The 26,044-nt window shown below is 68.0% G+C and carries 18 protein-coding genes; 13 read left to right on the top strand and 5 right to left on the bottom strand.

Features of this window, described 5'->3' with window-relative positions; genetic code table 11:
- Window positions 1–114: 114 nt before the first annotated feature.
- The 5 genes from muxA (at window position 115) to AC4OR5_RS19175 (ending at window position 9,493) form a co-directional block, all read left to right on the top strand.
- On the top strand, window positions 115–1,395 hold the full coding sequence (muxA, locus tag AC4OR5_RS19195) for a multidrug efflux RND transporter periplasmic adaptor subunit MuxA (RefSeq protein WP_003111498.1): 1,281 nt from the start codon (window positions 115–117) through the stop codon (window positions 1,393–1,395).
- Window positions 1,392–4,523, top strand: coding sequence for a multidrug efflux RND transporter permease subunit MuxB (muxB, locus tag AC4OR5_RS19190; RefSeq protein ID WP_058160301.1), 3,132 nt, complete (start codon window positions 1,392–1,394; stop codon window positions 4,521–4,523). The genes muxA and muxB overlap by 4 nt, the downstream gene beginning before the upstream one ends.
- A complete protein-coding gene (gene muxC / locus AC4OR5_RS19185; RefSeq protein WP_003089914.1) occupies window positions 4,520–7,630 on the top strand; it encodes a multidrug efflux RND transporter permease subunit MuxC in 3,111 nt (1,036 codons plus the stop codon). The genes muxB and muxC overlap by 4 nt, the downstream gene beginning before the upstream one ends.
- The gene (gene opmB, locus AC4OR5_RS19180) at window positions 7,627–9,126 is read left to right on the top strand and encodes a multidrug efflux RND transporter outer membrane subunit OpmB (RefSeq protein ID WP_003120075.1); all 1,500 of its coding nucleotides are present in this window, start codon (window positions 7,627–7,629) and stop codon (window positions 9,124–9,126) included. The genes muxC and opmB overlap by 4 nt, the downstream gene beginning before the upstream one ends.
- 112 nt (window positions 9,127–9,238) lie before the next feature.
- Window positions 9,239–9,493: a hypothetical protein gene (locus AC4OR5_RS19175; RefSeq protein WP_058160302.1), complete on the top strand. Its 255-nt coding sequence runs from the start codon at window positions 9,239–9,241 to the stop codon at window positions 9,491–9,493.
- A gap of 8 nt (window positions 9,494–9,501) precedes the next feature.
- On the opposite strand, the gene AC4OR5_RS19170 is transcribed toward AC4OR5_RS19175, so the two are convergent.
- Together AC4OR5_RS19170 and AC4OR5_RS19165 are read right to left on the bottom strand one after the other, a co-directional pair.
- Entirely contained in the window at window positions 9,502–10,920 is a 1,419-nt protein-coding gene (locus AC4OR5_RS19170) for a sensor histidine kinase (RefSeq protein WP_058160303.1), read from the bottom strand.
- On the bottom strand, window positions 10,917–11,591 hold the full coding sequence (locus AC4OR5_RS19165) for a heavy metal response regulator transcription factor (protein ID WP_003089900.1): 675 nt from the start codon (window positions 11,589–11,591) through the stop codon (window positions 10,917–10,919). The genes AC4OR5_RS19170 and AC4OR5_RS19165 overlap by 4 nt, the downstream gene beginning before the upstream one ends.
- Before the next feature lie 512 nt (window positions 11,592–12,103).
- Here AC4OR5_RS19165 and AC4OR5_RS19160 point away from each other — a divergent pair.
- From AC4OR5_RS19160 to AC4OR5_RS19125, 8 genes are all read left to right on the top strand, one after another.
- On the top strand, window positions 12,104–13,390 hold the full coding sequence (locus tag AC4OR5_RS19160) for a TolC family protein (RefSeq protein ID WP_003113317.1): 1,287 nt from the start codon (window positions 12,104–12,106) through the stop codon (window positions 13,388–13,390).
- Between the two features lie 52 nt (window positions 13,391–13,442).
- Window positions 13,443–14,897 carry an efflux RND transporter periplasmic adaptor subunit gene (locus tag AC4OR5_RS19155; protein WP_003109532.1) on the top strand — a complete coding sequence of 485 codons (1,455 nt, stop codon included), beginning with the start codon at window positions 13,443–13,445 and terminating at the stop codon, window positions 14,895–14,897.
- A 22-nt stretch (window positions 14,898–14,919) separates the two neighbouring features.
- Complete coding sequence (locus AC4OR5_RS19150; protein WP_003139106.1) at window positions 14,920–18,075, top strand: efflux RND transporter permease subunit; 3,156 nt, start codon at window positions 14,920–14,922, stop codon at window positions 18,073–18,075.
- 206 nt (window positions 18,076–18,281) lie between these two features.
- The gene (locus AC4OR5_RS19145) at window positions 18,282–19,238 is read left to right on the top strand and encodes an AraC family transcriptional regulator (RefSeq protein WP_003109534.1); all 957 of its coding nucleotides are present in this window, start codon (window positions 18,282–18,284) and stop codon (window positions 19,236–19,238) included.
- Between the two features lie 116 nt (window positions 19,239–19,354).
- Window positions 19,355–20,722, top strand: a complete 1,368-nt coding sequence (gene benA, locus AC4OR5_RS19140) for a benzoate 1,2-dioxygenase large subunit (protein WP_003139108.1) — start codon at window positions 19,355–19,357, stop codon at window positions 20,720–20,722.
- A complete protein-coding gene (benB, locus tag AC4OR5_RS19135) occupies window positions 20,719–21,207 on the top strand; it encodes a benzoate 1,2-dioxygenase small subunit (protein ID WP_023875245.1) in 489 nt (162 codons plus the stop codon). The genes benA and benB overlap by 4 nt, the downstream gene beginning before the upstream one ends.
- A gap of 33 nt (window positions 21,208–21,240) precedes the next feature.
- Window positions 21,241–22,254: a benzoate 1,2-dioxygenase electron transfer component BenC gene (benC, locus tag AC4OR5_RS19130; RefSeq protein WP_003109537.1), complete on the top strand. Its 1,014-nt coding sequence runs from the start codon at window positions 21,241–21,243 to the stop codon at window positions 22,252–22,254.
- Between the two features lie 25 nt (window positions 22,255–22,279).
- On the top strand, window positions 22,280–23,041 hold the full coding sequence (locus AC4OR5_RS19125; protein WP_003089880.1) for a 1,6-dihydroxycyclohexa-2,4-diene-1-carboxylate dehydrogenase: 762 nt from the start codon (window positions 22,280–22,282) through the stop codon (window positions 23,039–23,041).
- A gap of 5 nt (window positions 23,042–23,046) precedes the next feature.
- Here the strand turns inward: AC4OR5_RS19125 and antC are convergent, their stop codons facing one another.
- Genes antC through antA form a run of 3 tightly spaced genes read right to left on the bottom strand, consistent with a single transcriptional unit; the run spans window position 23,047 to window position 25,970 of the window.
- Complete coding sequence (antC, locus tag AC4OR5_RS19120) at window positions 23,047–24,069, bottom strand: anthranilate 1,2-dioxygenase electron transfer component AntC (RefSeq protein WP_003109538.1); 1,023 nt, start codon at window positions 24,067–24,069, stop codon at window positions 23,047–23,049.
- An 18-nt stretch (window positions 24,070–24,087) separates the two neighbouring features.
- Window positions 24,088–24,579 carry an anthranilate 1,2-dioxygenase small subunit gene (gene antB, locus AC4OR5_RS19115; protein ID WP_003109540.1) on the bottom strand — a complete coding sequence of 164 codons (492 nt, stop codon included), beginning with the start codon at window positions 24,577–24,579 and terminating at the stop codon, window positions 24,088–24,090.
- Entirely contained in the window at window positions 24,576–25,970 is a 1,395-nt protein-coding gene (gene antA, locus AC4OR5_RS19110) for an anthranilate 1,2-dioxygenase large subunit (RefSeq protein WP_003089876.1), read from the bottom strand. The genes antB and antA overlap by 4 nt, the downstream gene beginning before the upstream one ends.
- Window positions 25,971–26,044: the final 74 nt, after the last annotated feature.

Raw genomic sequence — 26,044 nt, 5'->3', positions numbered from 1 at the left:
TAACTATCGGTAAAGCAAGGGTAAATAGCGGGTAAAGAGGCTTTGCCTGGGCCCCCGCAATGCTTATCGTGCAGCCTGGAAAAAGCGCCTCCGTTCTAAGCCTGAAGAAGAACCATGACTCCAACGACCGGTAAATCCAAGTTCCGTACCCTGCGCCCGTGGCTGATCACCGCCCTGGCCTTCGCCGCCGTGATCGGCCTGGTGATGTGGCTGGCGGCGCCCGCCTCGGCGCCGTCCTCCGACGGGCGACCCGGTCGCGGCGGCAAGCCGGGCGCCGCGCTGCCCAAGGCCAACGCGCTCACCGTCGGCGTAGCCAGGGTGGAGCAGGGCGACCTGGCGCTGCATTTCAACGCGCTTGGCACCGTCACCGCCTTCAACACGGTGAACGTCAAGCCGCGGGTCAACGGCGAGCTGGTCAAGGTGCTGTTCCAGGAGGGGCAGGAGGTCAAGGCCGGCGACCTGCTGGCGGTGGTCGACCCGCGTACCTACAAGGCGGCGCTGGCCCAGGCCGAGGGCACGCTGATGCAGAACCAGGCGCAACTGAAGAACGCCGAGATCGACCTGCAGCGCTACAAGGGGTTGTACGCCGAGGACTCGATCGCCAAGCAGACCCTGGATACCCAGGAAGCCCAGGTCCGCCAGTTGCAGGGCACCATCCGTACCAACCAGGGCCAGGTCGACGACGCCCGCCTCAACCTGACCTTCACCGAGGTCCGCGCACCGATTTCCGGGCGCCTCGGCCTACGCCAGGTGGACATCGGCAACCTGGTCACCAGCGGCGATACCACGCCGCTGGTGGTGATCACCCAGGTCAAGCCGATCTCGGTGGTGTTCAGCCTGCCGCAGCAGCAGATCGGCACCGTCGTCGAGCAGATGAACGGCCCCGGCAAGCTGGCGGTCACCGCGCTGGACCGCAACCAGGACAAGGTTCTCGCCGAAGGCACCCTGACCACCCTGGACAACCAGATCGACACCACCACCGGCACGGTCAAGCTCAAGGCACGCTTCGAGAACGCCGACGGCAAGCTGTTCCCCAACCAGTTCGTCAACGTGCGCCTGTTGGCGCAGACCCTCAAGGGCGTGCTGACCATTCCGGCCAACGCCGTGCAGCGCGGCACCAACGGTATCTATGTGTACGTGGTCGGCGCCGACAACAAGGTCAGCCAGCGCAGTGTCGCCATCGGCACCAGCGAGAACGAGCGGGTGGTGGTGGAAAGCGGCCTGAAGGCCGGCGAGCAGGTGGTGGTGGAAGGCACCGACCGCCTGCGCGACGGTATGGAAGTGCGTGTCGCCGAGGCCTCCCCGCAGGTCCTCGAGGGCGAGCCGCAGAAACCGCAGACTGGCCGCCCCAGCGGCCTCCAGGGCGACTCGGTGGGTAGCGGGAGCGCTGAATGAACCCGTCCCGCCCGTTCATCCTGCGGCCGGTCGCGACCACCCTGCTGATGGTGGCGATCCTGCTCTCGGGCCTGATCGCCTACCGCTTCCTGCCGATCTCGGCGTTGCCGGAAGTGGACTACCCGACCATCCAGGTGGTCACCCTGTACCCCGGTGCCAGCCCGGAGATCATGACCTCGTCGATCACCGCGCCGCTGGAGAACCAGCTCGGGCAGATTCCGGGGCTCAACGAGATGTCTTCCAGCAGTTCCGGCGGCGCCTCGGTGATCACCCTGCAATTCAGCCTGCAGAGCAACCTCGATGTCGCCGAGCAGGAGGTCCAGGCGGCGATCAACGCCGCGCAGAGCCTGCTGCCCAACGACCTGCCGAACCAGCCGGTGTTCAGCAAGGTGAACCCGGCGGACGCGCCGATCCTGACCCTGGCGGTGATGTCCGACAGCATGCCGCTGCCGCAGATCCAGGACCTGGTGGATACCCGCCTGGCACAGAAGATCTCGCAGATCTCCGGGGTCGGCCTGGTCAGCATCAGCGGCGGCCAGCGCCCGGCGGTGCGGGTGCGCGCCAACCCGACGGCGCTGGCGGCGGCCGGGCTGAGCCTGGAGGACCTGCGCAGCACGGTGACCAGCAACAACCTCAATGGCCCCAAGGGCAGCTTCGACGGCCCGACCCGCGCCTCGACCCTGGACGCCAACGACCAGTTGCGCTCGGCCGACGCCTACCGCGACCTGATCATCGCCTACAAGAACGGCTCGCCGCTGCGCATCCGCGACGTCGCCAGCGTCGAGGACGACGCCGAGAACGTGCGCCTGGCCGCCTGGGCCAACAACCTGCCGGCGGTGGTGCTGAACATCCAGCGCCAGCCGGGAGCCAACGTGATCGAGGTGGTCGACCGGATCAAGGCGCTGCTGCCGCAGCTGCAATCGACCCTGCCGGGCAATCTCGACGTGCAGGTGCTGACCGACCGCACCACCACCATCCGCGCCTCGGTCAAGGACGTGCAGTTCGAGCTGGCGCTGGCGGTGGCGCTGGTGGTGATGGTCACCTTCCTGTTCCTGCGCAACGTCTACGCCACCCTGATTCCCAGCTTCGCCGTGCCGCTGTCGCTGATCGGCACCTTCGGCGTGATGTACCTGTCCGGCTTCTCGATCAACAACCTGACCCTGATGGCGCTGACCATCGCCACCGGCTTCGTGGTCGACGACGCCATCGTCATGGTGGAGAACATCGCCCGCTACCTGGAGCAGGGCGACTCGCCGCTGGAAGCGGCACTCAAGGGCTCGAAGCAGATCGGCTTCACCATCATCTCGCTGACCTTCTCGCTGATCGCCGTGCTGATCCCGCTGCTGTTCATGGGCGACGTCGCCGGGCGGCTGTTCCGCGAGTTCGCCATCACCCTGGCGGTGGCGATCCTGATTTCCGGCTTCGTCTCCCTGACCCTTACGCCGATGCTCAGCGCCAAGCTGCTGCGCCACGTCGACGAGGACCAGCAGGGCCGCTTCGCGCGCGCCGCGGGGCGGGTCATCGATGGCCTGATCGCACAATACGCCAAGGCCCTGCGGGTGGTCCTGCGGCACCAGCCGCTGACCCTGCTGGTAGCCATCGCCACCCTGGCGCTGACCGCGCTGCTCTACCTGGCCATGCCCAAGGGCTTCTTCCCGGTGCAGGACACCGGGGTGATCCAGGGCGTCGCCGAAGCGCCGCAGTCGATCTCCTTCCAGGCCATGTCCGAGCGCCAGCGCGCCCTTGCCGAGGTGGTGCTGAAGGACCCGGCGGTGGCCAGCCTGTCCTCCTACATCGGCGTCGACGGCAGCAACCCGACCCTCAACACCGGCCGCCTGCTGATCAACCTCAAGCCGCACAGCGAGCGCGACGTCACCGCCAGCGAAGTGATCCAGCGCCTGCAGCCCGAACTCGACCATCTGCCCGGGATCAAGCTGTACATGCAGCCGGTGCAGGACCTGACCATCGAGGACCGGGTCGCCCGCACCCAGTACCAGTTCACCTTGCAGGACGCCGACCCGGACGTGCTCGCCGAGTGGGTACCGAAGCTGGTGGCGCGGCTGCAGGAGTTGCCGCAGCTCGCCGACGTCGCCAGCGACTGGCAGGACAAGGGCTTGCAGGCCTACCTGAACATCGACCGCGACACCGCCTCGCGCCTCGGCGTGAAGCTCTCCGACATCGACAGCGTGCTCTACAACGCCTTCGGCCAGCGGCTGATCTCGACCATCTTCACCCAGGCCACCCAGTACCGCGTGGTGCTGGAGGTGGCGCCGCAGTTCCAGCTCGGCCCGCAGGCCCTGGAGCAGCTCTACGTGCCGTCCAGCGACGGCACCCAGGTGCGCCTGTCGAGCCTGGCGAAGGTGGAGGAGCGGCATACCCTGCTGGCGATCAACCATATCGCCCAGTTCCCCTCGGCGACCCTGTCGTTCAACCTGGCCAAGGGTTACTCCCTGGGCGAGGCGGTCGAGGCGATCCGTGGCGTCGAGGCCAGCCTGGAGCTGCCGCTGAGCATGCAGGGCAGCTTCCGCGGCGCGGCGCTGGCCTTCGAGGCCTCGCTGTCGAACACGCTGCTGCTGATCCTCGCCTCGGTGGTGACCATGTACATCGTCCTGGGCATCCTCTACGAGAGCTTCATCCATCCGGTGACCATCCTCTCGACCCTGCCCTCGGCCGGGGTCGGCGCGCTGCTGGCGCTGATGCTGGCGGGGCAGGAGATCGGCATCGTGGCGATCATCGGCATCATCCTGCTGATCGGCATCGTCAAGAAGAACGCGATCATGATGATCGACTTCGCCCTCGACGCCGAGCGCAACGAAGGCAAGCCGCCCCATGAGGCGATCTACCAGGCCTGCCTGCTGCGCTTCCGGCCGATCCTGATGACCACCATGGCCGCGCTGCTCGGCGCGCTGCCGCTGATGCTCGCCGGCGGCGCCGGCGCCGAGCTGCGCCAGCCGCTGGGCATCACCATGGTCGGTGGCCTGCTGCTGAGCCAGGTCCTGACCCTGTTCACCACCCCGGTGATCTATCTCTACTTCGACCGCCTGGCCCGTCGCTGGGCGGCCTGGCGCAAGCAGCGCGGGCTGGACCTGAACACCGAGGCCGGGTTCGACGGGGATGCCGGGCGATGAGCCTGTCCACGCCCTTCATCCGCCGCCCGGTCGCCACCACGCTGCTGACCCTGGCGTTGCTGCTCGCCGGCACCCTGTCGTTCGGTCTGCTGCCGGTGGCGCCGCTGCCCAACGTCGACTTCCCGGCCATCGTGGTCAGCGCCAGCCTGCCGGGCGCCAGCCCGGAAACCATGGCCTCGTCGGTGGCCACGCCGCTGGAGCGCTCGCTGGGACGGATCGCCGGGATCAGCGAGATGACCTCCAGCAGTTCGCTGGGCTCGACCACCGTGGTGCTCGTGTTCGACCTGGAGAAGGACATCGACGGCGCCGCCCGCGAGGTGCAGGCGGCGATCAACGGCGCGATGAGCCTGCTGCCCAGCGGCATGCCGAACAATCCCAGCTACCGCAAGGCCAACCCCTCGGACATGCCGATCATGGTTCTCACCCTGACCTCGGAGACCCAGAGTCGCGGCGAGATGTACGACCTCGCCTCGACCGTGCTGGCGCCGAAGCTGTCGCAGGTGCAGGGGGTAGGGCAGGTGAGCATCGGCGGCAGCTCGCTGCCGGCGGTGCGGGTCGACCTCAACCCGGATGCCATGAGCCAGTACGGGCTGTCCCTGGACAGCGTGCGCACGGCCATCGCCGCGGCCAACAGCAACGGCCCCAAGGGCGCCGTCGAGAAGGACGACAAGCACTGGCAGGTGGACGCCAACGACCAGTTGCGCAAGGCCCGCGAGTACGAGCCGCTGGTGATCCACTACAACGCCGACAACGGCGCCGCGGTGCGCCTCGGCGACGTGGCCAAGGTCAGCGACTCGGTGGAGGACGTGCGCAACGCCGGCTTCTCCGACGACCTGCCGGCGGTGCTGCTGATCGTCACCCGCCAGCCCGGCGCCAACATCATCGAGGCCACCGACGCCATCCACGCGCAACTGCCGGTGTTGCAGGAACTGCTCGGGCCGCAGGTCAAGCTGAACGTGATGGATGATCGCAGCCCGTCGATCCGCGCGTCGCTGGAAGAGGCCGAGCTGACCCTGCTGATCTCGGTGGCGCTGGTGATCCTGGTGGTCTTCCTGTTCCTGCGCAACGGTCGCGCCACGCTGATCCCCAGCCTGGCGGTGCCGGTCTCGCTGATCGGCACCTTCGCGGTCATGTACCTGTGCGACTTCAGCCTGAACAACCTGTCGCTGATGGCGCTGATCATCGCCACCGGCTTCGTGGTGGACGACGCCATTGTGGTGGTGGAAAACATCGCCCGACGCATCGAGGAGGGCGATCCGCCGATCCAGGCGGCGATCACCGGCGCCCGCCAGGTCGGTTTCACCGTGCTGTCGATGACGCTCTCGCTGGTCGCGGTGTTCATCCCGCTGCTGCTCATGGGCGGGCTCACCGGGCGGCTGTTCCGCGAGTTCGCGGTGACTCTCTCGGCGGCGATCCTGGTGTCCCTGGTGGTATCCCTGACCCTCACGCCGATGCTCTGCGCGCGTCTGCTGCGTCCGCTGAAACGGCCCGAAGGCGCTTCCCTGGCGCGGCGCAGCGATCGCTTCTTCGCCGCCTTCATGCTGCGCTACCGCGCCAGCCTGGGCTGGGCGCTGGAGCACTCGCGGCTGATGGTGGTGATCATGCTGGCCTGCATCGCCATGAACCTCTGGTTGTTCGTGGTGGTGCCCAAGGGCTTCCTCCCGCAGCAGGACTCCGGGCGCCTGCGCGGCTACGCGGTGGCCGACCAGAGCATCTCGTTCCAGTCCCTGAGCGCGAAGATGGGCGAGTACCGCAAGATCCTCTCTTCCGATCCGGCGGTGGAAAACGTGGTCGGCTTCATCGGCGGCGGCCGCTGGCAGTCGAGCAACACCGGTTCGTTCTTCGTCACCCTCAAGCCGATCGGCGAACGCGACCCGGTGGAGAAGGTCCTCACCCGGCTGCGCGAGCGGATCGCCAAGGTGCCCGGCGCGGCGCTCTATCTCAATGCCGGCCAGGACGTGCGCCTGGGCGGCCGCGACAGCAACGCGCAGTACGAATTCACCCTGCGCAGCGACGACCTGACCCTGCTCCGCGAATGGGCGCCGAAGGTCGAGGCGGCGATGCGCAAGCTGCCGCAGCTGGTGGACGTCAACAGCGACTCCCAGGACAAGGGCGTGCAGACCCGCCTGGTGATCGACCGCGACCGTGCGGCGACCCTGGGGATCAACGTGGAAATGGTCGACGCGGTGCTCAACGACTCCTTCGGCCAGCGCCAGGTGTCGACCATCTTCAACCCGCTGAACCAGTACCGGGTGGTGATGGAGGTCGACCAGCAGTACCAGCAGAGCCCGGAGATCCTCCGCCAGGTCCAGGTGATCGGTAACGACGGCCAGCGCGTGCCGCTGTCCGCGTTCAGCCACTACGAACCGAGCCGGGCACCGCTGGAGGTCAACCACCAGGGCCAGTTCGCCGCCACCACGCTGTCCTTCAACCTGGCGCCGGGCGCGCAGATCGGCCCGACCCGCGAGGCCATCATGCAGGCCCTGGAGCCGCTGCACATCCCGGTGGACGTGCAGACCAGCTTCGAGGGCAACGCCGGCGCGGTGCAGGACACGCAGAACCAGATGCCCTGGCTGATCCTCCTGGCGCTGCTGGCGGTGTACATCGTCCTCGGCATCCTCTACGAGAGCTACGTGCACCCGCTGACCATCCTCTCGACCCTGCCTTCGGCCGGGGTCGGCGCGCTGCTCGCGCTGATCCTCTGCCGCAGCGAGCTGAGCCTGATCGCGCTGATCGGCATCATCCTGCTGATCGGCATCGTCAAGAAGAACGCGATCATGATGATCGACTTCGCCCTGGAGGCCGAGCGCAACCACGGCCTGAGCCCGCGCGAGGCGATCCTCGAGGCCTGCATGATGCGCTTCCGGCCGATCATGATGACCACCCTGGCCGCCTTGCTCGGCGCCTTGCCGCTGATCTTCGGCATCGGCGGCGACGCCGCGCTGCGCCGGCCGCTGGGCATCACCATTGTCGGCGGGCTGATCGGCAGCCAGTTGCTGACCCTGTACACCACCCCGGTGGTCTACCTCTATCTCGACCGCCTGCGCCACTGGGTCAACCAGAAACGCGGCGTACGCACGGACGGTGCGCTGGAGACACCCCTATGAAACACACCCCCTCGTTGCTCGCCCTGGCCCTGGTCGCCGCCCTCGGCGGCTGCGCCATCGGCCCCGACTACCAGCGACCGGACCTGGCGGTGCCCGCCGAATTCAAGGAAGCCGAAGGCTGGCGCCGCGCCGAGCCGCGCGACGTGTTCCAGCGCGGCGCCTGGTGGGAGCTGTACGGCGACCAGACCCTGAACGACCTGCAGATGCACCTGGAACGTTCCAACCAGACCCTGGCCCAGTCGGTGGCGCAGTTCCGCCAGGCCGAGGCGCTGGTGCGCGGCGCGCGAGCCGCGTTCTTCCCGTCGATCACCGGCAACGTGGGCAAGACCCGCAGCGGCCAGGGCGGCGGCGACAGCACCGTGCGCCTTCCCGACGGCTCCACTGTGAGCAGCGGCGGTGGCTCCGGTGCGATCAGCAACAGTTACTCGACCAGCCTCGGCGTCAGCTGGGAGGTCGACCTCTGGGGCAAGCTGCGCCGGCAACTGGAGGCCAACCAGGCGAGCCTGCATGCCAGCGCCGCCGACCTCGCCGCGGTGCGCCTCAGCCAGCAGTCGCAACTGGCGCAGAACTACCTGCAACTGCGGGTGATGGACGAACAGATCCGCCTGCTCAACGACACGGTGACGGCCTACGAGCGTTCGCTGAAGGTGGCCGAGAACAAATACCGCGCCGGCATCGTCACCAGGGCCGACGTGGCCCAGGCCCGCACCCAGCTGAAAAGCACCCAGGCCCAGGCCATCGACCTGAAGTACCAGCGCGCCCAGCTGGAGCACGCCATCGCCGTGCTGGTCGGCCTGCCGCCGGCGCAATTCAACCTGCCGCCGGTGGCGAGCGTGCCGAAGCTGCCGGACCTGCCGGCAGTGGTGCCGTCGCAATTGCTCGAACGACGGCCGGACATCGCCTCGGCGGAACGCAAGGTGATTTCCGCCAATGCCCAGATCGGCGTGGCCAAGGCCGCCTATTTCCCCGACCTCACCCTGAGCGCCGCCGGCGGCTACCGCAGCGGCAGCCTGAGCAACTGGATCAGCACGCCGAACCGCTTCTGGTCGATCGGCCCGCAGTTCGCCATGACCCTGTTCGACGGCGGCCTGATCGGCTCCCAGGTGGACCAGGCCGAGGCGACCTACGACCAGACCGTGGCGACCTACCGGCAGACCGTGCTCGACGGTTTCCGCGAGGTGGAGGACTACCTGGTGCAATTGAGCGTCCTCGACGAGGAGAGCGGGGTGCAGCGCGAAGCCCTGGAGTCGGCCCGCGAGGCACTGCGCCTGGCCGAGAACCAGTACAAGGCCGGCACCGTCGACTACACCGACGTGGTCACCAACCAGGCCACCGCGCTGAGCAACGAACGCACCGTGCTGACCCTGCTCGGCAGCCGCCTGACCGCCAGCGTCCAGTTGATCGCGGCAATGGGCGGCGGCTGGGACAGCGCCGACATCGAGCGGACCGACGAGCGGCTCGGCCGGGTCGAGGAGGGCCTGCCGCCTTCGCCCTGAGTTCTTCTCGCTGCCTGTTCCTGACGAATGCCTTTCCCCGCTATTGCGCTTGCATGACACACCGCCGTCCGCGTCTCGGCTAGAGTGCGGCGGCGGATGTGGAGGTGAATACGTGTCGGGGAAGTTTCCGGAAAAGCCCTCGCGCCGAGGCTACTGGCTCGGCTGGTTGTGCCGCCTGGCCATGCTTGGCGGCGTCGCCGCGATGTTCTGGGCGCTGCTGCAATGCTTCGTCCTGCTGCACGGCGATCCGCCGCTCCAGCGCGCCCCGCTGCGGATGCCCTGGACCCTGCTGGCGCTCGGCCTGGCGCTGTTCCTCGCCGGTTTCTGCGGCGAGTACCGGCTGTGGCGGCGCCGCGCCGGTTGCTGAAACCGGCGTCAGGAAGCGCCCGTCGAAGGGAACAGCAGGCGCAGGTGGGTCTTCTGCTGCGGTACGCTTTCCGCTTCGGCGCGGCCGCCGTGGTAGGCCATGATCGATTGCACGATGGCCAGTCCCAGGCCGGTGCCGGCCTGGGCTCCACTCTGGCGTCCGGCGCGGCGGTAGAAGCGCTCGAACAGGTGCGGCAGGTACTCCGGTGGGATGCCCGGGCCGTCGTTGCTGACCCTCACCTCGGTGTGCCCCGCGCGCTCCCCGATCCGCACGTCGATGCGCCCGCCTTGCGGGGTGTGGCGCACGGCGTTGGACACCAGGTTGGAAATGGCGCGCTGGATCATCAGGTTGTCGCCGTGGGCGAAGCCGCTGCCGGACAGGCGCAGTTCGACGCCCTTGTCCTCGGCGACCATCTCGTACAGGTCGATGACCTTGGCCGCCTGCTCGTGCAGGGCGACGCAGCCGAACTGGGCCTGGATCGCCGGGTTGTCCACCTGCACCAGGAACAGCATGTCGGTGACGATCCGCGACAGCCGCTCCAGTTCCTCGGCATTGGACTCCAGGGCTTCGCGGTATGCCGCGCTGTCGCGATGCTGGCTGAGCAGCACCTGGTTGCGCACCAGCAGGTTGCAGATCGGCGCGCGCAGTTCGTGGGCCAGGTCGTCGGAAAACTGCGAGAGCTGGCGTACGCCATCCTCGAGGCGGGCGAGCATGTGGTTGAAGCTGCGGGCCAGGCTGTCCAGCTCGCGCGGCAGGTTCTGCTCGGGGATGCGGTAGGAGAGATCCTGCGGGCTGACCTGGGCGGCCACCCGGCGGAAGCGGTTCAACGGTTCGAGGCCGGCACGCACCACCCACCAGGCGGCCAGGGCGATCAATGGCAGGAGGAAGGGCAGGGCCAGCAGGGTGGCGCGGAGGAAACCGTCGAGCAGGCGCTCGTCGGCGTTGCGCTCGCTGCTCAGCAACACCTGTACCGGGGTGCCGTTCTTCATGCGCATGGAAGCGCCGATGCTCAGCAGGCGCTGGTCGTTGCCGGTGCTCCAGCTCTGGAACACCGGCTGGCGGGCATCCGCCTGCAAGCGGGCGAGAAGCGCGCGGTTGGCCGCGACGCTGGCCGCGGCCTGGTCGCCGAAGCTCATCAGCGGCTGGCCGCTGCGGCTGTCGAGAATGCTCAGGTGCAGGCCGCTGTGGGCCACCAGTTGGTCCTGCAGGGCATGCGCCTGTACGGCCGGGTCGCTGCGCAGGTCGAGATCGTCTTCCAGGCTGTGGCGGATCTGCTCCAGCTTCAATTGCAGGTTTTCCCGCTCGCGGGCTTCCAGCTCGCGGCCGAGGTTCCAGTGCGCCATCGCGCCGAGCGCCAGGGCCAGCAGCGCGCCGAGGGCGCCGACCAGCAGGGCCAGGCGCAGCGACAGTCGGCCTGGTGGCGTCATCGGCGCGCTTCCAGGACGTAGCCGACGCCGCGAATGGTGTGGATCAGCTTGAGGTCGAAGCCGTCGTCGATCTTCGCCCGCAGGCGGCAGATGGCGACTTCCACCACGTTGGAGTCGTTGTCGAAGTTCATGTCCCAGATCAGCGAGATGATCTGCGTCCGGGTGATGACGTCGCCGTTGCGCCGCATCAGCAGGTGCAGCAGGGCGAACTCCTTGGTCGTCAGGTTGATCCGCACCCGGCCGCGGAAGGCCCGGTGGCGGCTGGCGTCCAGCTCCAGGTCGGCGACCCGCAGGACGTCCTGCATCGGTGCCTGGTCGTGGCGGCGCAGCAGCGAGCGGACCCGCGCCAGCAGTTCGGGGAACTGGAACGGCTTGACCATGAAGTCGTCGGCGCCGAGATCGAGGCCGCGCACCTTGTCGGTCAGCCTGCCATGCCCGGTGAGCATCATCACCCGCGCGCTGCTGCGTTCGCGCAGGCGGCGGAGCAGGTCCCAGCCGTCGATGCCGGGCAGGTTGACGTCGAGGATCACCAGTTCGTAAGGGTGTTGCAAGGCCATGTGCAGGCCGTCGATGCCATCGTTGGCGCGGTCGACGATGTAGCCGCTTTCGGTCAGGCCCTGGTGCAGGTAGTCGGCAGTCTTGACTTCATCTTCGATAATAAGGATGCGCATGTTCGCCCCTATATAAAGTATGGATTCATTTGCAAGTAAATGTTTAAGTGCATTGCTATAAAGTTACATTGCGGGCGTTGCCTGGATAGAATCCTGGAAATGTAATTTCATATCGTTGCGCTGCTTCGATGATAATTATCGAATGACCGGGTAGTTCTCCCGGGAGTCCGCCTGAGAACTTTGGAAATGTCCGCGGCGCAAGCACCGATGGGCGTGAGGGGCAATGCCTTTTGTAAGCGCATGTTGCTTTTGTCCCTATGTTTCATCCAACTATTGCCAGTCTCTTCGAAGGTTGCCGAAGTGTAACCGCTAATTGTCCGTGGAGAATATTCATTACCGACTTGTAATTCTTCCGTCACCTTGCCGATAAGCCCCGCTACCTAACATCTGCCGCATCCCGGAAGTGCAACTTCGAATATCGCCGGCGAGATATCGCCGATGAACGGTTGCGTGGTTCCGGGCCGGTAATGGATCGCCGTCGCCGACGACGATCAGCAGACGAGGAGCGGAACATGCCGATACTTCGGCCACTGGCCAGCGCGGGGAAACGCGCCTGCTGGCTACTGATGGGACTCTGCCTGGGCCTGCCGGCCCTGGCGAACGAGGCGCCGGTGAGTTTCAACGGCACTTCGATCAGCCTCGAGCAGGCGTTGGAGCGGGCCCTGCGGAGCAACCCCGAGCTGGCGGCGGTGGGGCGCGAGACCGAGATCGCCAGCGGCGCGCGGCAGCAGGCCGGGCTGATCCCCAACCCGGATCTGTCCTGGAGCGTCGAGGACACCCGCCAGGGCAATCGCCAGACCAGCGTCAGCATCGCCCAGCCGCTGGAGCTGGGCGGCAAGCGCGGCGCGCGGGTGGAGGTGGCGAAACGCGGCAGCGAGATCGCCTGGACCCAACTGGAAGTCCGTCGCGCCGAACTGCGCGCCCAGGTCCGCGGCGCCTACTACGCGGCGCTGACCGCGCAGGAGCGGGTGCGCCTGGCGAAGACCTCCCTGGACCTGGCCAGGCGCGCGCTGCAGGCCGCCGACCGACGGGTCAAGGCCGGCAGCATCTCCTCGGTGGAACGGGTTCGCGCCCAGGTCCTGGCGGACAACGCCCAGCTCGACCTGAGCCAGGCGGAGCTGGAGCAGCAGCGCACCTATGTGCAGCTGTCGAGCACCTGGGACGAGCCGCAGCCAGGCTTCGCCAGGGTCGGCGGCGCGCTCGACGCGGTGCCGGCGAGCATCACTCGTGGCGCCTTGCTGCGCCATCTCGACGAGTCGCCGACCCTGCGCCTGGCGGCCCAGGAGGTAGCGCGCGGCGAGGCCCAGGTCGACCTGGAGAAGCGCCAGCGCATCCCCAACCTGACGGTCAGCATCGGCAGCAAGTACGACCAGACCGCCCGCGACGGACGTGGCGAACGGGTCAACCTGATCGGCCTGTCGATGCCGCTGCCGCTGTTCGACCGCAACCAGGGCAACATCTACGCCGCCCAGAGCCGCGCCGACCAGGCCCGCGACCTGCAGCGCGCGACCCTGCTGCGCCTGCGCAGCGAAGCGGTGCAGGCCTACGACCAGTTGCGCACCTCGGAACAGGAGCTGGCGCTGGTCCGCCGCGACCTGCTGCCCGGCGCACAGAGCGCGCTGGACTCGATGACCCGCGGCTTCGAGATGGGCAAGTTCAACTTCCTCGACGTGCTCGACGCCCAGCGCACCCTGGTCGGCGTCCGTGCCCAGTACGTGCGCGCGCTGGACGCCGCGGCGCAGGCGCGGGTGAGCATGGAGCGCCTGCTCGGCGAAGACATCGGCCACCTCGGCCAGTGAGATTTCCGGGGCGGGCCGCCGGCGCGCCCCCCGAACGGTTCGGGAGAACAGAATGGGCAAGAAGACGATTATCGCGGTGACCGCACTGGCACTGCTCGGCCTGGGCGGCGGCGCCTACCTGGAGCTGGGCGGCAAGGCGCCGGCCGGCGCCGGCGAAGCGGCCGCCGAGGGCGAGGGCAGCGGACCGCGTGGCGGCATGTTGTTGCGCCAGGGCGACCTGACCCTGGAACTGCTGGTGCCGGAGGACGGCAGCCCGCTCAAGGCCTGGGTCGAGCGCGGCGGCAAGGCGCTGGCGCCGCAGGAGGTGGTCCTCGGCGCGGACGTCGAGCGCGCCACCGGCGAGGTCGAGGACCTGCTGTTCAAGGCCAGCGGCGATGGCCTGGTGGCCAATGCCGGGATCGCCGAGCCGCATGCCTTCACCGCGCGCCTCAAGCTGATGGCCGGCAAGCAGGGCTACGACTTCGCCTTCACCCGCGAGGAGGGCAAGCTGGAGCTGGATGCCGAGCAGATCGAGGCCGCCGGCATCACCCTCGATACGGCGCGGACGATCAGCCTGGCCCAGGTGGTCTCGCTGCCCGGCGAGATCCGCTTCAACGAGGACCGCACCGCGCATATCGTCCCGCGTCTGCCGGGGATCGTCGACAGCGTGCCGGCCAATCTTGGCCAGGCGGTGAAGCAGGGCGAGCTGCTGGCGGTGATCAGCAGCCCGCAGTTGTCCGACCAGCGCAGCGAATTCGCCGCCGCCCAGCGCCGCCTGAGCCTGGCGCAGAGCACCTACAAGCGCGAGCAGCAGCTGTGGAAGGAGGGCATCTCCGCCGAGCAGGAATTCCTGCTCGCCCGCCAGGGTTTGCAGGAAGCCGAGATCGCGCTGAACAACGCGCGGGCGAAGATCGCCGCGCTCGGCGGCAATCCCAGCCTGCAGGGCGGCAACCGCTACGAGCTGCGCGCGCCGTTCGCCGGGGTGCTGGTGGAAAAGCACCTGACCCAGGGCGAGCCGGTGGACGGCACCGCCAACGTCTTCACCCTGTCCGACCTGTCCTCGGTCTGGGCCACCTTCAACGTGCCCGCGCAACTGCTCGGCCAGGTCCGCGTCGGCAGTAAGGTCAAGGTGCTCGCCCAGGCGCTGGATAGCGAGGTGGAGGGCACCGTGTCCTACATCGGCGACCTGCTCGGCGAGCAGACCCGCGCGGCCACCGCCCGGGTCACCCTGAGCAACCCCGAGAGCACCTGGCGCCCGGGCCTGTTCGTTTCCGTGCAGGTGGCCGAGGCGACCCGCAAGGAAGTCCTGACGGTCGCCGACGGCGCGGTGCAGAACGTCGACGGCGAGGACGTGGTGTTCGTCCGCGTGGCCGACGGCTTCGTGGTCCAGCCGGTCAAGCTGGGCATCAGCGACGGCCAGCGCGTCGAGGTCCTCGAGGGCCTGCGCGCTGGCAGCCAGGTCGCCGCCAGCGGCAGCTTCATCCTCAAATCCGAACTGGGCAAGGGCTCGGCGGAACACGGTCACTGAGTCCCGCTCCAGGAGTCTTCGCATGTTCGAACGCATCATCCAATTCGCCATCGAGCAACGCTGGCTGGTCCTGCTGGCGGTCCTGGGGATGGCCGGGGTCGGCATTGGCAGCTACCAGAAGCTGTCCATCGACGCGGTCCCGGACATCACCAACGTCCAGGTGCAGATCAATACCGCCGCCCCCGGCTACTCGCCGCTGGAAGTGGAGCAGCGGATCACCTACCCGGTGGAGACCGTCATGGCCGGCCTGCCGGGTTTGCAGGAAACCCGTTCGCTGTCGCGGCCGGGGATTTCCCAGGTGACGGTGATCTTCGAGGAAGGCACCGACATCTACTTCGCCCGCCAGCAGGTCAACGAACGCCTGAGCACGGCGCGCGAGCAACTGCCGGAAGACATCTCGCCGACCCTCGGGCCGATCTCCACCGGTCTCGGCGAGATCTACCTGTGGACGGTAGAGGCCGAGGAGGGCGCGACCAAGGAGGACGGCAGCGCCTACACGCCCACCGACCTGCGCACCATCCAGGACTGGATCATCCGTCCGCAGTTGCGCAACGTGAAGGGCGTGGCCGAGATCAACACCATCGGCGGCTACGCCAAGCAATTCCTCATCGCCCCGGATCCGAAGAAGCTCGCGGCCTACAAGCTGACCCTCGGCGACCTGCAGAACGCCGTGCTGCGCAACAACGAGAACGTCGGCGCCGGCTACATCGAGCGGCGCGGCGAGCAGTTGCTGATCCGCGCGCCGGGCCAGGTCAAGGACATGGACGATATCCGCGGGATCATCGTTTCCAACGTCGACGGCGTGCCGATCCGTATCCGCGACGTCGCCGAGGTCGGCCTGGGCAAGGAGCTGCGCACCGGCGCGGCCACCGAGAACGGCCGCGAAGTGGTGCTCGGCACGGTGTTCATGCTGATCGGCGAGAACAGCCGGGAAGTGGCCCAGGCGGTCGGCCAGCGCCTGGAGGAGATCAACCGGACCCTGCCCAAGGGAGTCAAGGCGATCACCGTCTACGACCGCACCACCCTGGTGGACAAGGCCGTGGCCACGGTGAAGAAGAACCTGGTGGAAGGCGCGGCGCTGGTGATCGCGGTGCTCTTCCTGTTCCTCGGCAACATCCGCGCGGCGCTGATCACCGCCACCATCATCCCGCTGTCGATGTTGTTCACCTTCACCGGGATGGTCGGCAACAGGGTCAGCGCCAACCTGATGAGCCTCGGCGCGCTGGACTTCGGCATCATCGTCGACGGCGCCGTGGTGATCGTCGAGAACGCCATCCGCCGCCTGGCCCACGCCCAGGCCCACCACGGCCGCCAGCTGACCCGCGCGGAACGTTTCCACGAGGTCTTCGCCGCGTCCAGGGAGGCGCGCCGGGCGCTGATCTTCGGCCAGATCATCATCATGGTGGTGTACCTGCCGATCTTCGCCCTCACCGGGGTCGAGGGGAAGATGTTCCACCCGATGGCGTTCACCGTGGTCACCGCGCTGCTTGGCGCGATGATCCTCTCGGTGACCTTCGTCCCGGCGGCGATCGCGCTGTTCATCACCGGCAAGGTCAAGGAGGAGGAGAACTTCGTCATGCGCCGCGCGCGTCTGGCCTACGAACCGGCGCTGCGCTGGGTGCTCGGACACCGCGCGCTGGTGGTCGGCGGCGCCCTCGGCGCGATCCTGCTCACCGCGCTGGTGGCCTCGCGGATGGGCAGCGAGTTCATTCCCAGCCTCAGCGAGGGCGACTTCGCCATGCAGGGCCTGCGGGTGCCGGGCACCAGCCTGACCCAGTCGGTCGAGATGCAGCAGACCCTGGAGAAGAAGCTGATGGGCAAGTTCCCGGAGATCGAGCGGGTCTTCGCCCGCACCGGGACCGCCGAGATCGCCTCCGACCTGATGCCGCCGAACGCCTCCGACAGCTACGTGATGCTCAAGCCGCAGAGCCAGTGGCCGGACCCGAAGAAGTCGCGGGAGGCGCTGCTGGAAGAATTGCAGGCCGCGGCCCTTGAGGTGCCGGGCAGCGTCTACGAGTTCTCCCAGCCGATCCAGTTGCGCTTCAACGAACTGATCTCCGGGGTGCGCAGCGACGTCGCGGTGAAGGTCTTCGGCGACGACATGCAGGTGCTCAACGACACCGCGGAGAAGATCTCCAAGGTGCTGCAAGGCATCGACGGCGCCTCCGAGGTGAAGGTCGAGCAGACCACCGGCCTGCCGGTGCTGACGGTGGACATCGACCGCGACAAGGCGGCACGCTTCGGCCTCAATGTCGGCGACATCCAGGACACCGTGGCCACCGCCCTCGGTGGACGCAATGCCGGTACCCTGTTCGAGGGCGACCGCCGCTTCGACATCGTCATCCGCCTGCCGGAAACCCTGCGCGCCGACCTGCCGGCACTGTCCAACCTGCTGATCCCGCTGCCGCCGAACAACCTGGCGCGGATCGACTTCATCCCGCTGTCGGACGTGGCGCGCCTCGACCTCTCGCCGGGACCGAACCAGATCAGCCGGGAGAACGGCAAGCGGCGCATCGTGGTCAGCGCCAACGTGCGCGGCCGCGACATCGGCTCGTTCGTGCTGGAAGCGCAACAGAAGCTGCAGGACGGGGTGAAGATCCCGGCCGGCTACTGGACCACCTGGGGCGGCCAGTTCGAACAGTTGCAGTCCGCCGCCAAGCGCTTGCAGGTAGTGGTGCCGGTGGCGCTGCTGCTGGTGTTCACCTTGCTCTTCGCCATGTTCAACAACGTCAAGGACGGCCTGCTGGTGTTCACCGGCATCCCCTTCGCCCTCACCGGCGGGGTGCTGGCCCTGTGGCTGCGCGGGATACCGCTGTCGATCTCGGCGGCGGTGGGTTTCATCGCCCTGTCCGGGGTGGCGGTGCTCAACGGCCTGGTGATGATCTCCTTCATCCGCAACCTGTTGCAGGAAGGACGCAGCCTCGACCAGGCGGTGTGGGAGGGCGCCATCACCCGCCTGCGTCCGGTGCTGATGACCGCCCTGGTGGCCTCCCTCGGTTTCGTGCCGATGGCCCTGGCCACCGGCACCGGCGCCGAGGTGCAGCGGCCGCTGGCGACGGTGGTGATCGGCGGCATCCTGTCCTCGACCATGCTGACCCTGCTGGTGCTGCCGGTGCTCTATCGCTGGACCCACGGGCGTGACGCCGGTCCGCGCGAGGAGACGCCGGCGGCCGGCTGAAGCGGGCGCGCAAGCGGGCCGGCAGGGGAAACCCTGACGGCCCTTTTTCGTTGGCCGTTGGACGGATTCCGTTCGATTACCGCACGCGATTGCCGGCCCAGATTGTCGCCGGCGGGGGGCTTGCGTAGTGTGGGTGGACGTTCCGCGCCCGGCGCTTGGCGCCGCGCGGCGATAACAACAACGATAGCAGCCTGAGTGTCCTGCCCATGAATGCCTCCTTGCTCAGCGAGCGCAGCCGGGTGTTCGAACGTGCCGACCCCTATGCGGTGTCCGGCTACGTCAACCGGCACGTTGGTACGCACTGCATACGCCTGCCGGCCGCCGGCAGGCCGCAAGCCAGCCTCGACCACCGCACCTTCGCCAGCCTCGACCTGTGCCGGATCAGCTACGGCGCGGCGGTACGGGTCACCTCGCCGGCGCTGGAGAGCATCTTCCACCTGCAGATCCTCCTGCGCGGCCACTGCCTGTGGCGCGGCGGCGGGCAGGAACACGCCCTGGCGCCGGGCGAGCTGTTGCTGATCAACCCGGACGATCCGGTCGACCTGACCTATTCGGCGGACTGCGAGAAATTCATCGTCAAGCTGCCCTGCGCGCTGCTCGAAGCGATCTGCGCCGAGCAGCGCTGGAGCCATCCGGCACGCGGCGTGCGTTTCCTCGAACATCGCTATCGCCTGGACCAGTTGGAAGGCTTCGTCGGCCTGCTCGCCCTGGTCTGCCGCGAGGCCGAGTCCGGCGAGCGGCTGGCGCGGGTCGACAGCCACTTCGAGCAGATCCTCGGCAGCAAGCTGCTGACCCTGCTGAAGACCAACGTCAGCCGCGAGGACCCCGGCGATGCGCAGGTCGTCTTCGCCCGCCTCGATGCCTACATCCGCCGCCATCTGCAGAGCGAGATCGAGGTCGCGGCGCTGGCCGAGCAGGCGCACATGAGCACTCGCTCGCTGTACGCGCTGTTCGAGCGCCAGCTTGGCGAGAGCCCTCGGCAATACATTCGCCGGCTGCGCCTGGAGCGCATCCGCGCCTGCCTGGAAGACCCCGGCTGCCGGGTACGCAACCTCACCGAACTGGCCCTGGACTTCGGTTTCGCCCACCTCGGCCGCTTCGCCGAGCAATATCGCCGGCAGTTCGGCGAGCTGCCTTCGGAAACCCTGCGCCGGCGCGCCTAGCGCCGACCGCCACGGCGTGCAGGAATCGGCCAGCGATCCGCAGGCAACGGATATCCCCAGCAGTACGCGCTACCTAACCTGACCGGGCCTGAACAATAACAACGGAGGCCCCGGCCATGTCCCTGGGTAGCGATTACTTGCGTTCTCTGCTCGAGGAAGACCCCGAGCGCGGCGTCTACCGCTGCAAGCGGGAGATGTTCACCGACCCACGCCTGTTCGAACTGGAGATGAAGCACATCTTCGAGGGCAATTGGGTCTATCTCGCCCACGAAAGCCAGGTTGCCGGAATCAACGACTACCTGACCACCCAGATCGGCCGCCAGTCGATCGTCATCGCGCGCAACCGCGACGGCCAGCTCAACGCCTTCATCAACGCCTGCAGCCACCGTGGCGCGATGCTCTGCCGGCACAAGAGCGGCAATCGCAGCAGCTATACCTGTCCGTTCCACGGCTGGACCTTCAACAACTCCGGTAAGCTGCTCAAGGTCAAGGACCCGGCCGAGGCCGGCTACCCGCAGGGCTTCAACTGCGAGGGCTCGCACGACCTGACCCGGGTGGCGCGCTTCGAGTCCTACCGTGGCTTCCTGTTCGGCAGCCTCAACCCCGATGTCAGGCCGCTGGCCGAGCACCTGGGCGAGTCGGCGAAGATCATCGACATGATCGTCGACCAGTCGCCGGAAGGCCTCGAAGTGCTGCGCGGCTCTTCCAGCTATGTCTACGAAGGCAACTGGAAGCTTACCGCCGAGAACGGCGCCGACGGCTACCACGTCAGTTCGGTGCACTGGAACTACGCGGCGACCCAGAGCCAGCGCCAGCAGCGCGACGCCGCGGACCAGCTGCGGACCATGAGCGCCGCCGGCTGGGCCCGGCAGGGCGGCGGCTTCTACTCGTTCGAGCATGGCCACATGCTGCTCTGGAGTCGCTGGGCCAACCCCGAGGACCGGCCGGCCTTCGAGCGCCGCGCCGAGCTTGCCCGCGACTTCGGCGAGGCCCGCGCCGACTGGATGATCGAGAACTCGCGCAACCTCTGCCTGTACCCCAACGTCTACCTGATGGACCAGTTCAGCTCGCAGATCCGCATCGCCCGGCCGCTGTCGGTGGACCGCACGGAAATCACCATCTACTGCATCGCGCCGAAAGGCGAGAGCGCCGAGGCGCGCGCCCGGCGCATCCGCCAGTACGAGGACTTCTTCAACGTCAGCGGCATGGCCACCCCGGACGACCTGGAGGAGTTCCGTTCCTGCCAGCAGGGCTACCAGGGCAGCGTGGTCGGCTGGAACGACCTGTCGCGCGGCGCCGAACACTGGATAGAGGGCGCCGACGCGGCGGCCGCGGCCATCGACCTGCGGCCGCGCCTGAGCGGCGTGCGCACCGAGGACGAAGGGCTGTTCGTATTGCAGCATCGCTACTGGCAGGAGGCGCTGCTCGCCGCCCTGGAGCGCGAACGGACGCAGCGCGTGGCGCTGCGGGAGGTGGCGTCATGAGCCTGGGCTACGACGCCCTGCGCGATTTCCTCTACCGCGAGGCGCGCTATCTCGACGACAAGGATTGGGACGCCTGGCTGGCGTTGTACGCCGCGGACGCCAGTTTCTGGATGCCGTCCTGGGACGACCGCGACCACCTCACCGAGGACCCGCAGCGGGAAATCTCGCTGATCTGGTACGGCAACCGCGGCGGTCTGGAGGACCGGGTATTCCGCATCCGCACCGAGCGCTCCAGCGCGACCCTGCCGGACACCCGCACCTCGCACAACCTGAGCAACATCGAACTGCTCGGTGAGGACGACGGCATCTGCCGCGCGCGCTGCAACTGGCACACCCTGAGCTATCGCTACAAGACCGTGGATAGCTACTTCGGCACCACCTTCTACGACCTCGACGTACGCGGCGAGAGTCCGCTGATCAAGGCCAAGAAAGTGATCCTGAAGAACGACTACGTTCGCCAGCTGATCGACGTCTACCACGTCTGACGCCCGCGCCGGCGGGCTGTCGAGGGACATGCCATGAACCATCGGATCGCACTCAACTTCGAAGACGGGGTGACCCGCTTCATCCATGCCGCGCCCGGCGAGACCGTGGCCGACGCGGCCTACCGCCAGGGCATCAACATCCCCCTGGACTGCCGCGACGGCGCCTGCGGCACCTGCAAGTGCCTGGCCGAGGCCGGGCGCTATGCGCTGGGCCAGGACTACATCGACGATGCCCTCAGCGCCGAGGAAGCCGCCCGCGGCTACGTGCTGACCTGCCAGATGCGCGCCGAAAGCGACTGCGTGCTGCGCGTGCCGGCGTCCTCGACCCTGTGCAGGACCGGCCAGGCGCGCTACGAGGCGCGCATCAGCGAAGTCCGGCAACTGTCGCCGAGCACCATCGGCCTGTCGCTGCGCGGCGAGGCGCTGGCCAGCCTGGCGTTCCTGCCCGGGCAGTACGTCAACCTCCAGGTGCCTGGCAGCGAGCAGCGCCGCGCCTACTCCTTCAGCTCGCTGGCGAAGGATGGCGAGGTCAGCTTCCTGATCCGCAACGTCCCCGGCGGGCTGATGAGCGGCTTCCTCAGTGGCACGGCCAGGGCCGGCGACAGCCTGGCGATGGACGGCCCGCTGGGCAGTTTCTACCTGCGCGAGATTCACCGGCCACTGCTGATGCTGGCCGGCGGCACCGGCCTGGCGCCGTTCACCGCGATGCTCGAACGGATCGCCGAGCAGGGCAGCGCGCACCCGCTGCACCTGGTCTACGGGGTGACCCACGACGTCGACCTGGTCGGGCTCGAGCGCCTGGAGGCGTTCGCCGAACGGATTCCCGGCTTCACCTGGAGCGCCTGCGTGGCCAGCGCCGACAGCGACTATCCGCGCAAGGGCTACGTGACCGAGCACATCGCCGCGCAGCACCTGCACGAGGGCGACGTCGACATCTACCTGTGCGGGCCGCCGCCGATGGTCGAGGCGGTCGAGCGCTACCTGCGCGAGCAGGGCGTGCGCCCGGCGAATTTCTACTACGAAAAGTTCGCCGCCAGCGCGGCCTGAACCCGAGCGAGCCAAGGAGATTCCCATGAACGACAGATTCCGCGACAAGGTCGCCCTGGTCAGCGGCGCCGCCCAGGGCATCGGCCTGGGCGTGGCCCGGCGCCTGCTGGAGGAAGGCGCGCGGGTGGTGGCGGTGGACCGCTCCGAGCTGGTCCACGAATTGGCCGGCGACGCCTGCCTGTGCCTGACCGCCGACCTGGAGCGCTACGCCGAATGCCAGCGGGCACTGGAGCGGACCCTGGAGCGTTTCGGCCGGCTGGACATCCTGGTCAACAACGTCGGCGGCACCCTCTGGGCGAAGCCCTACCAGCACTACGCCGAGGACGAGATCGAGGCCGAGCTGCGGCGTTCGCTGCTGCCCACCTTGTGGTGTTGCCGCGCGGCGCTGCCGGCGATGCTGGGGCAGGGTAGCGGGGCGATCGTCAACGTCTCGTCGGTTGCCACCCGCGGGGTCAACCGGGTGCCCTATGGCGCCGCCAAGGGCGGGGTGAACGCGCTGACCGCCTGCCTGGCGTTCGAGACCGCCGACCAGGGCATCCGCGTCAACGCGGTGGCGCCGGGCGGCACCGACGCGCCGCCGCGAAGGATTCCGCGCAACGCCGCGGCGCAGAGCGAGGAGGAGCGGCGCTGGTATCGACAGATCGTCGAGCAGACCCTCGACAGCAGCCTGATGAAGCGCTACGGCAGCATCGACGAGCAGGTCGCGGCGATCCTTTTCCTCGCCTCCGACGAGGCGTCCTACATCACCGGCGTGACCCTGCCGGTAGCTGGCGGCGACCTCGGCTGAGCGCATCAGTCGCCGCTTTCGGTGAACTTCTCCAGGTACAGCCGCAGATGCTCCAGGGAGCGCTCGCGCAGCCACTGGCGGACCGCCTCGACCATCGGCGGCGGCCCGCACAGGTAGAGGTCGAAAGCTTCGTCGCGCAGGCGGGCGGCGTCGAAATGCTCGTGCAGGTAGCCGCGCCGGCCGTCCCAGTCGGCGTCCGCCTCGCTGAGCACCGGGACGAAGCGGAAGCCGGGAAGCCGCTCGGCGTAGCCGGCGATCCGCTGCAATTCGCAGAGATCGGCGGCGCGGCGTACCCCGTAGTAGAGATGCACCGGCCGCTCGCAGCCGCGCTCGGCCAGTTCGTCGAGCATGCCGAGGAACGCCGACAGGCCGGTGCCGCCGGCCACCAGCAGCAACGGGCGCTCCACCTGACGCAGGTAGAAGGTGCCCAGCGGCGCCTCGAAGCGGATCTCGTCGCCGACCCGGCACCCTTGGCGCAGGTAGTCGCTCATGGCGCCGCCCGGGAGCAGGCGGATGAGGAACTGCAGGTGGTTCTGCGGATTCGGCCGGTTGGCGAAGGAGTAGGCGCGCCGGCAGTCGCTGCCGGGTACTTGCAGCCGCGCGTACTGGCCGGGCAGGAAGTCCAACTGGCGGCCCGCGGCGCCGGCGTCGAGGCGGAGCAGCGCGGTGTCCTCGGAGAGCAGGCGCAGTTCGCGCACCACGCCGCTGTGCGCCTGGGCCGCGGCGGCGTGGCAGAGGGTCGAGGCGAAGTCGAAGTAGAAGGCCGCGTCGGAGCGCACCCGGGTCTGGCAGGCGAGCACCTTGCGCTGCTCCAGGTCGGCGGCGGAGAGGGTGTCCTCGTCGGCGTAGTCCAGGCTGTAGCTGCCCGCCTCGCAGCGGCCCATGCAGGTGCCGCAGACCCCTTCGCGGCAGTCCAGCGGCAGGTTGATGCCGTGGCGCAGGGCGGCGTCGAGGAGCAGGTCGTCGTGGCCGACGGGCAGGAACAGGGTCTTGCCGTCGGCGAAGCTGAGGGCGACTTTGTGATTCATCGTGACGGGGCCCGCCGTTCAGAGGTGGTAGAAGTCGAGGACCGAGTCGATCCGGTCGTTGAGCAGGACGATGTGCTTGCGCGCGATCAGCCAGGTCTCGCCATGGGGTTTCAGGCGGTAGGTGGCATGGCCGAAGAAGCTGCCGGTCTGGTCCAGGCGCTGGAACAGGGTCTGCCAGTTGACCCGCACTCGCAGCAGGCCTTCGCCTTCCTCGGCGATGCGCACGTTGCCGATCTGGTGCAGGGTGCGCGGCATCGGCACGGTGGACGCGGCCTTGCCGGTGCGGATACGGAACACCCGGTCTTCCAGGCCGGCACGGCTGGGGTAGTAGATCAGCGACATCTCGCGCTTCGGATCGCGGGTGTAGCGGTGCTCGGACTCCCACTGCGGCAGGTGGAACTCGCACTGTTCGTCGAACTGCGCGAGGTAGCCGTCCCAGTCCTGGGCATCGCAGAGTTCGGCGTGGCGGTAGAGGAACTGTTCGACGCGGTACTGCAGTCCGGCGTTCATGGGGTCACCTCCTTCGCGCGCAGGGCCAGGCGCTCCAGGCCGTCGAGGAGGAAGCGCCGCCAATGCGCGTGCTGGTTGACGTAGAGGCCTTCGTGGGTGATCTCGGTGCCGGTCAGCAGCGGCGCGATACCCAGCGCCTGGCTGTTCGGCGTCGCGCCTTCGAGCCACTTGCCGTGGCCGCGGGAGATGTCGCTCCAGCGCTCCAGGCGGGCCTGGAAGCCACGCTGGGCTTCGCGGAACTCCACCAGGTCGTCGGGCGTGCCCATCCCGGAGACGTTGAAAAAGTCCTCGAACTGGCGGATCCGGTTCTCCCGGTCGGCGTCCGACTCGCCCTTGACGCCGATGCACTGGCTGACGATCTCGGTACGGTTCCAGGCCAGCGGGCGGACGATGCGCAGCTGCGAGCTGATCTGGTCGATGACGAACAGGCTGGGGTAGAGATTGAGATTGCGCAGGCGATGCATCATCCACTCGGCGCGGGCCTGGCCGTATTCCGCCACCAGCCGCGGCATCACGCTGGCGTAGCCGGGGCGTACGGCGGGGTTGGGCATCTCGCTGAAGAGCACGCTGTGGCCGTTGGCAAAGGAGAACCAGCCGTCGTCGGTGGCCGCGTCGCCGGCGCCGAGCTTGCTGTAGTCGAGGGTGGCGGCCGCGCCGCCGCGCTCGGCCTCGACCTGCTGGCGGTGCTGCACGGTGGCTACGTAGTTGTAGTGCACGGTACTGACGTGATAGCCGTCCAGGCCATTCTCGTTCTGCAGCTTCCAGTTGCCTTCGTAGGTGTAGGTGGAGGTGCCGGGCAGCACTTCCAGCTCGCCGCTGGGAGACTGCGCCACCAGCATGTCGAGGAACACCCGGGCGTCGCCGAGGAAGTCCACCAGGTCGTCCTCGCCGGCGACGTCCAGGCTGACGAAGACGAAGCCCCTGTAGCTCTGGATGCGCGCTTTCTTCAGGCCGCGGGTGGCCTTGTCGAAGCCTTCCGGGTATTCGCCCGGCGCCTTGACCTTCACCAGCCGGCCGTCGTTCTTGTAGCACCAGGCATGGAACGGACAGGTGAAGGTCGACTGGTTGCCCTTGCCGACCCGCACCAGGGTCGCGCCGCGATGCTGGCAGGCGTTGACCAGCGCGTGCAACTGGCCGTTGCCGTCGCGGGTGACGATCAGCGGCTGGCGTCCGGCGCGCAGGGTGACGAAGTCGTGGGGCCTGGCCAGTTCGCTTTCGTGGCAGGCGTAGATCCAGTTCTTTTCGAAGATTAGCTCCATCTCCAGGTCGAACAGCTCCGGTTCGGTGAACATGTCCCGGGCGATGCGGAAGATGCCTTCCTCGGGACGGAAGTCGAGGCAGCCGCCGACATAGTCGCGCCACTGTTCCAGGCTTCTGCGGTTAGCGTTCATGCGTTCTCACCCTTGTGCGTTGTCGTTATGGGTGACCCATTCAACGGCCGCGAGCGGGGGCGGGCTATCCGCTT

The organism is Pseudomonas sp. YA1, from assembly GCF_058680555.1.
Note: the sequence above shows the minus strand (reverse complement) of the source record. Positions and strands in the feature narration are given on the sequence as shown.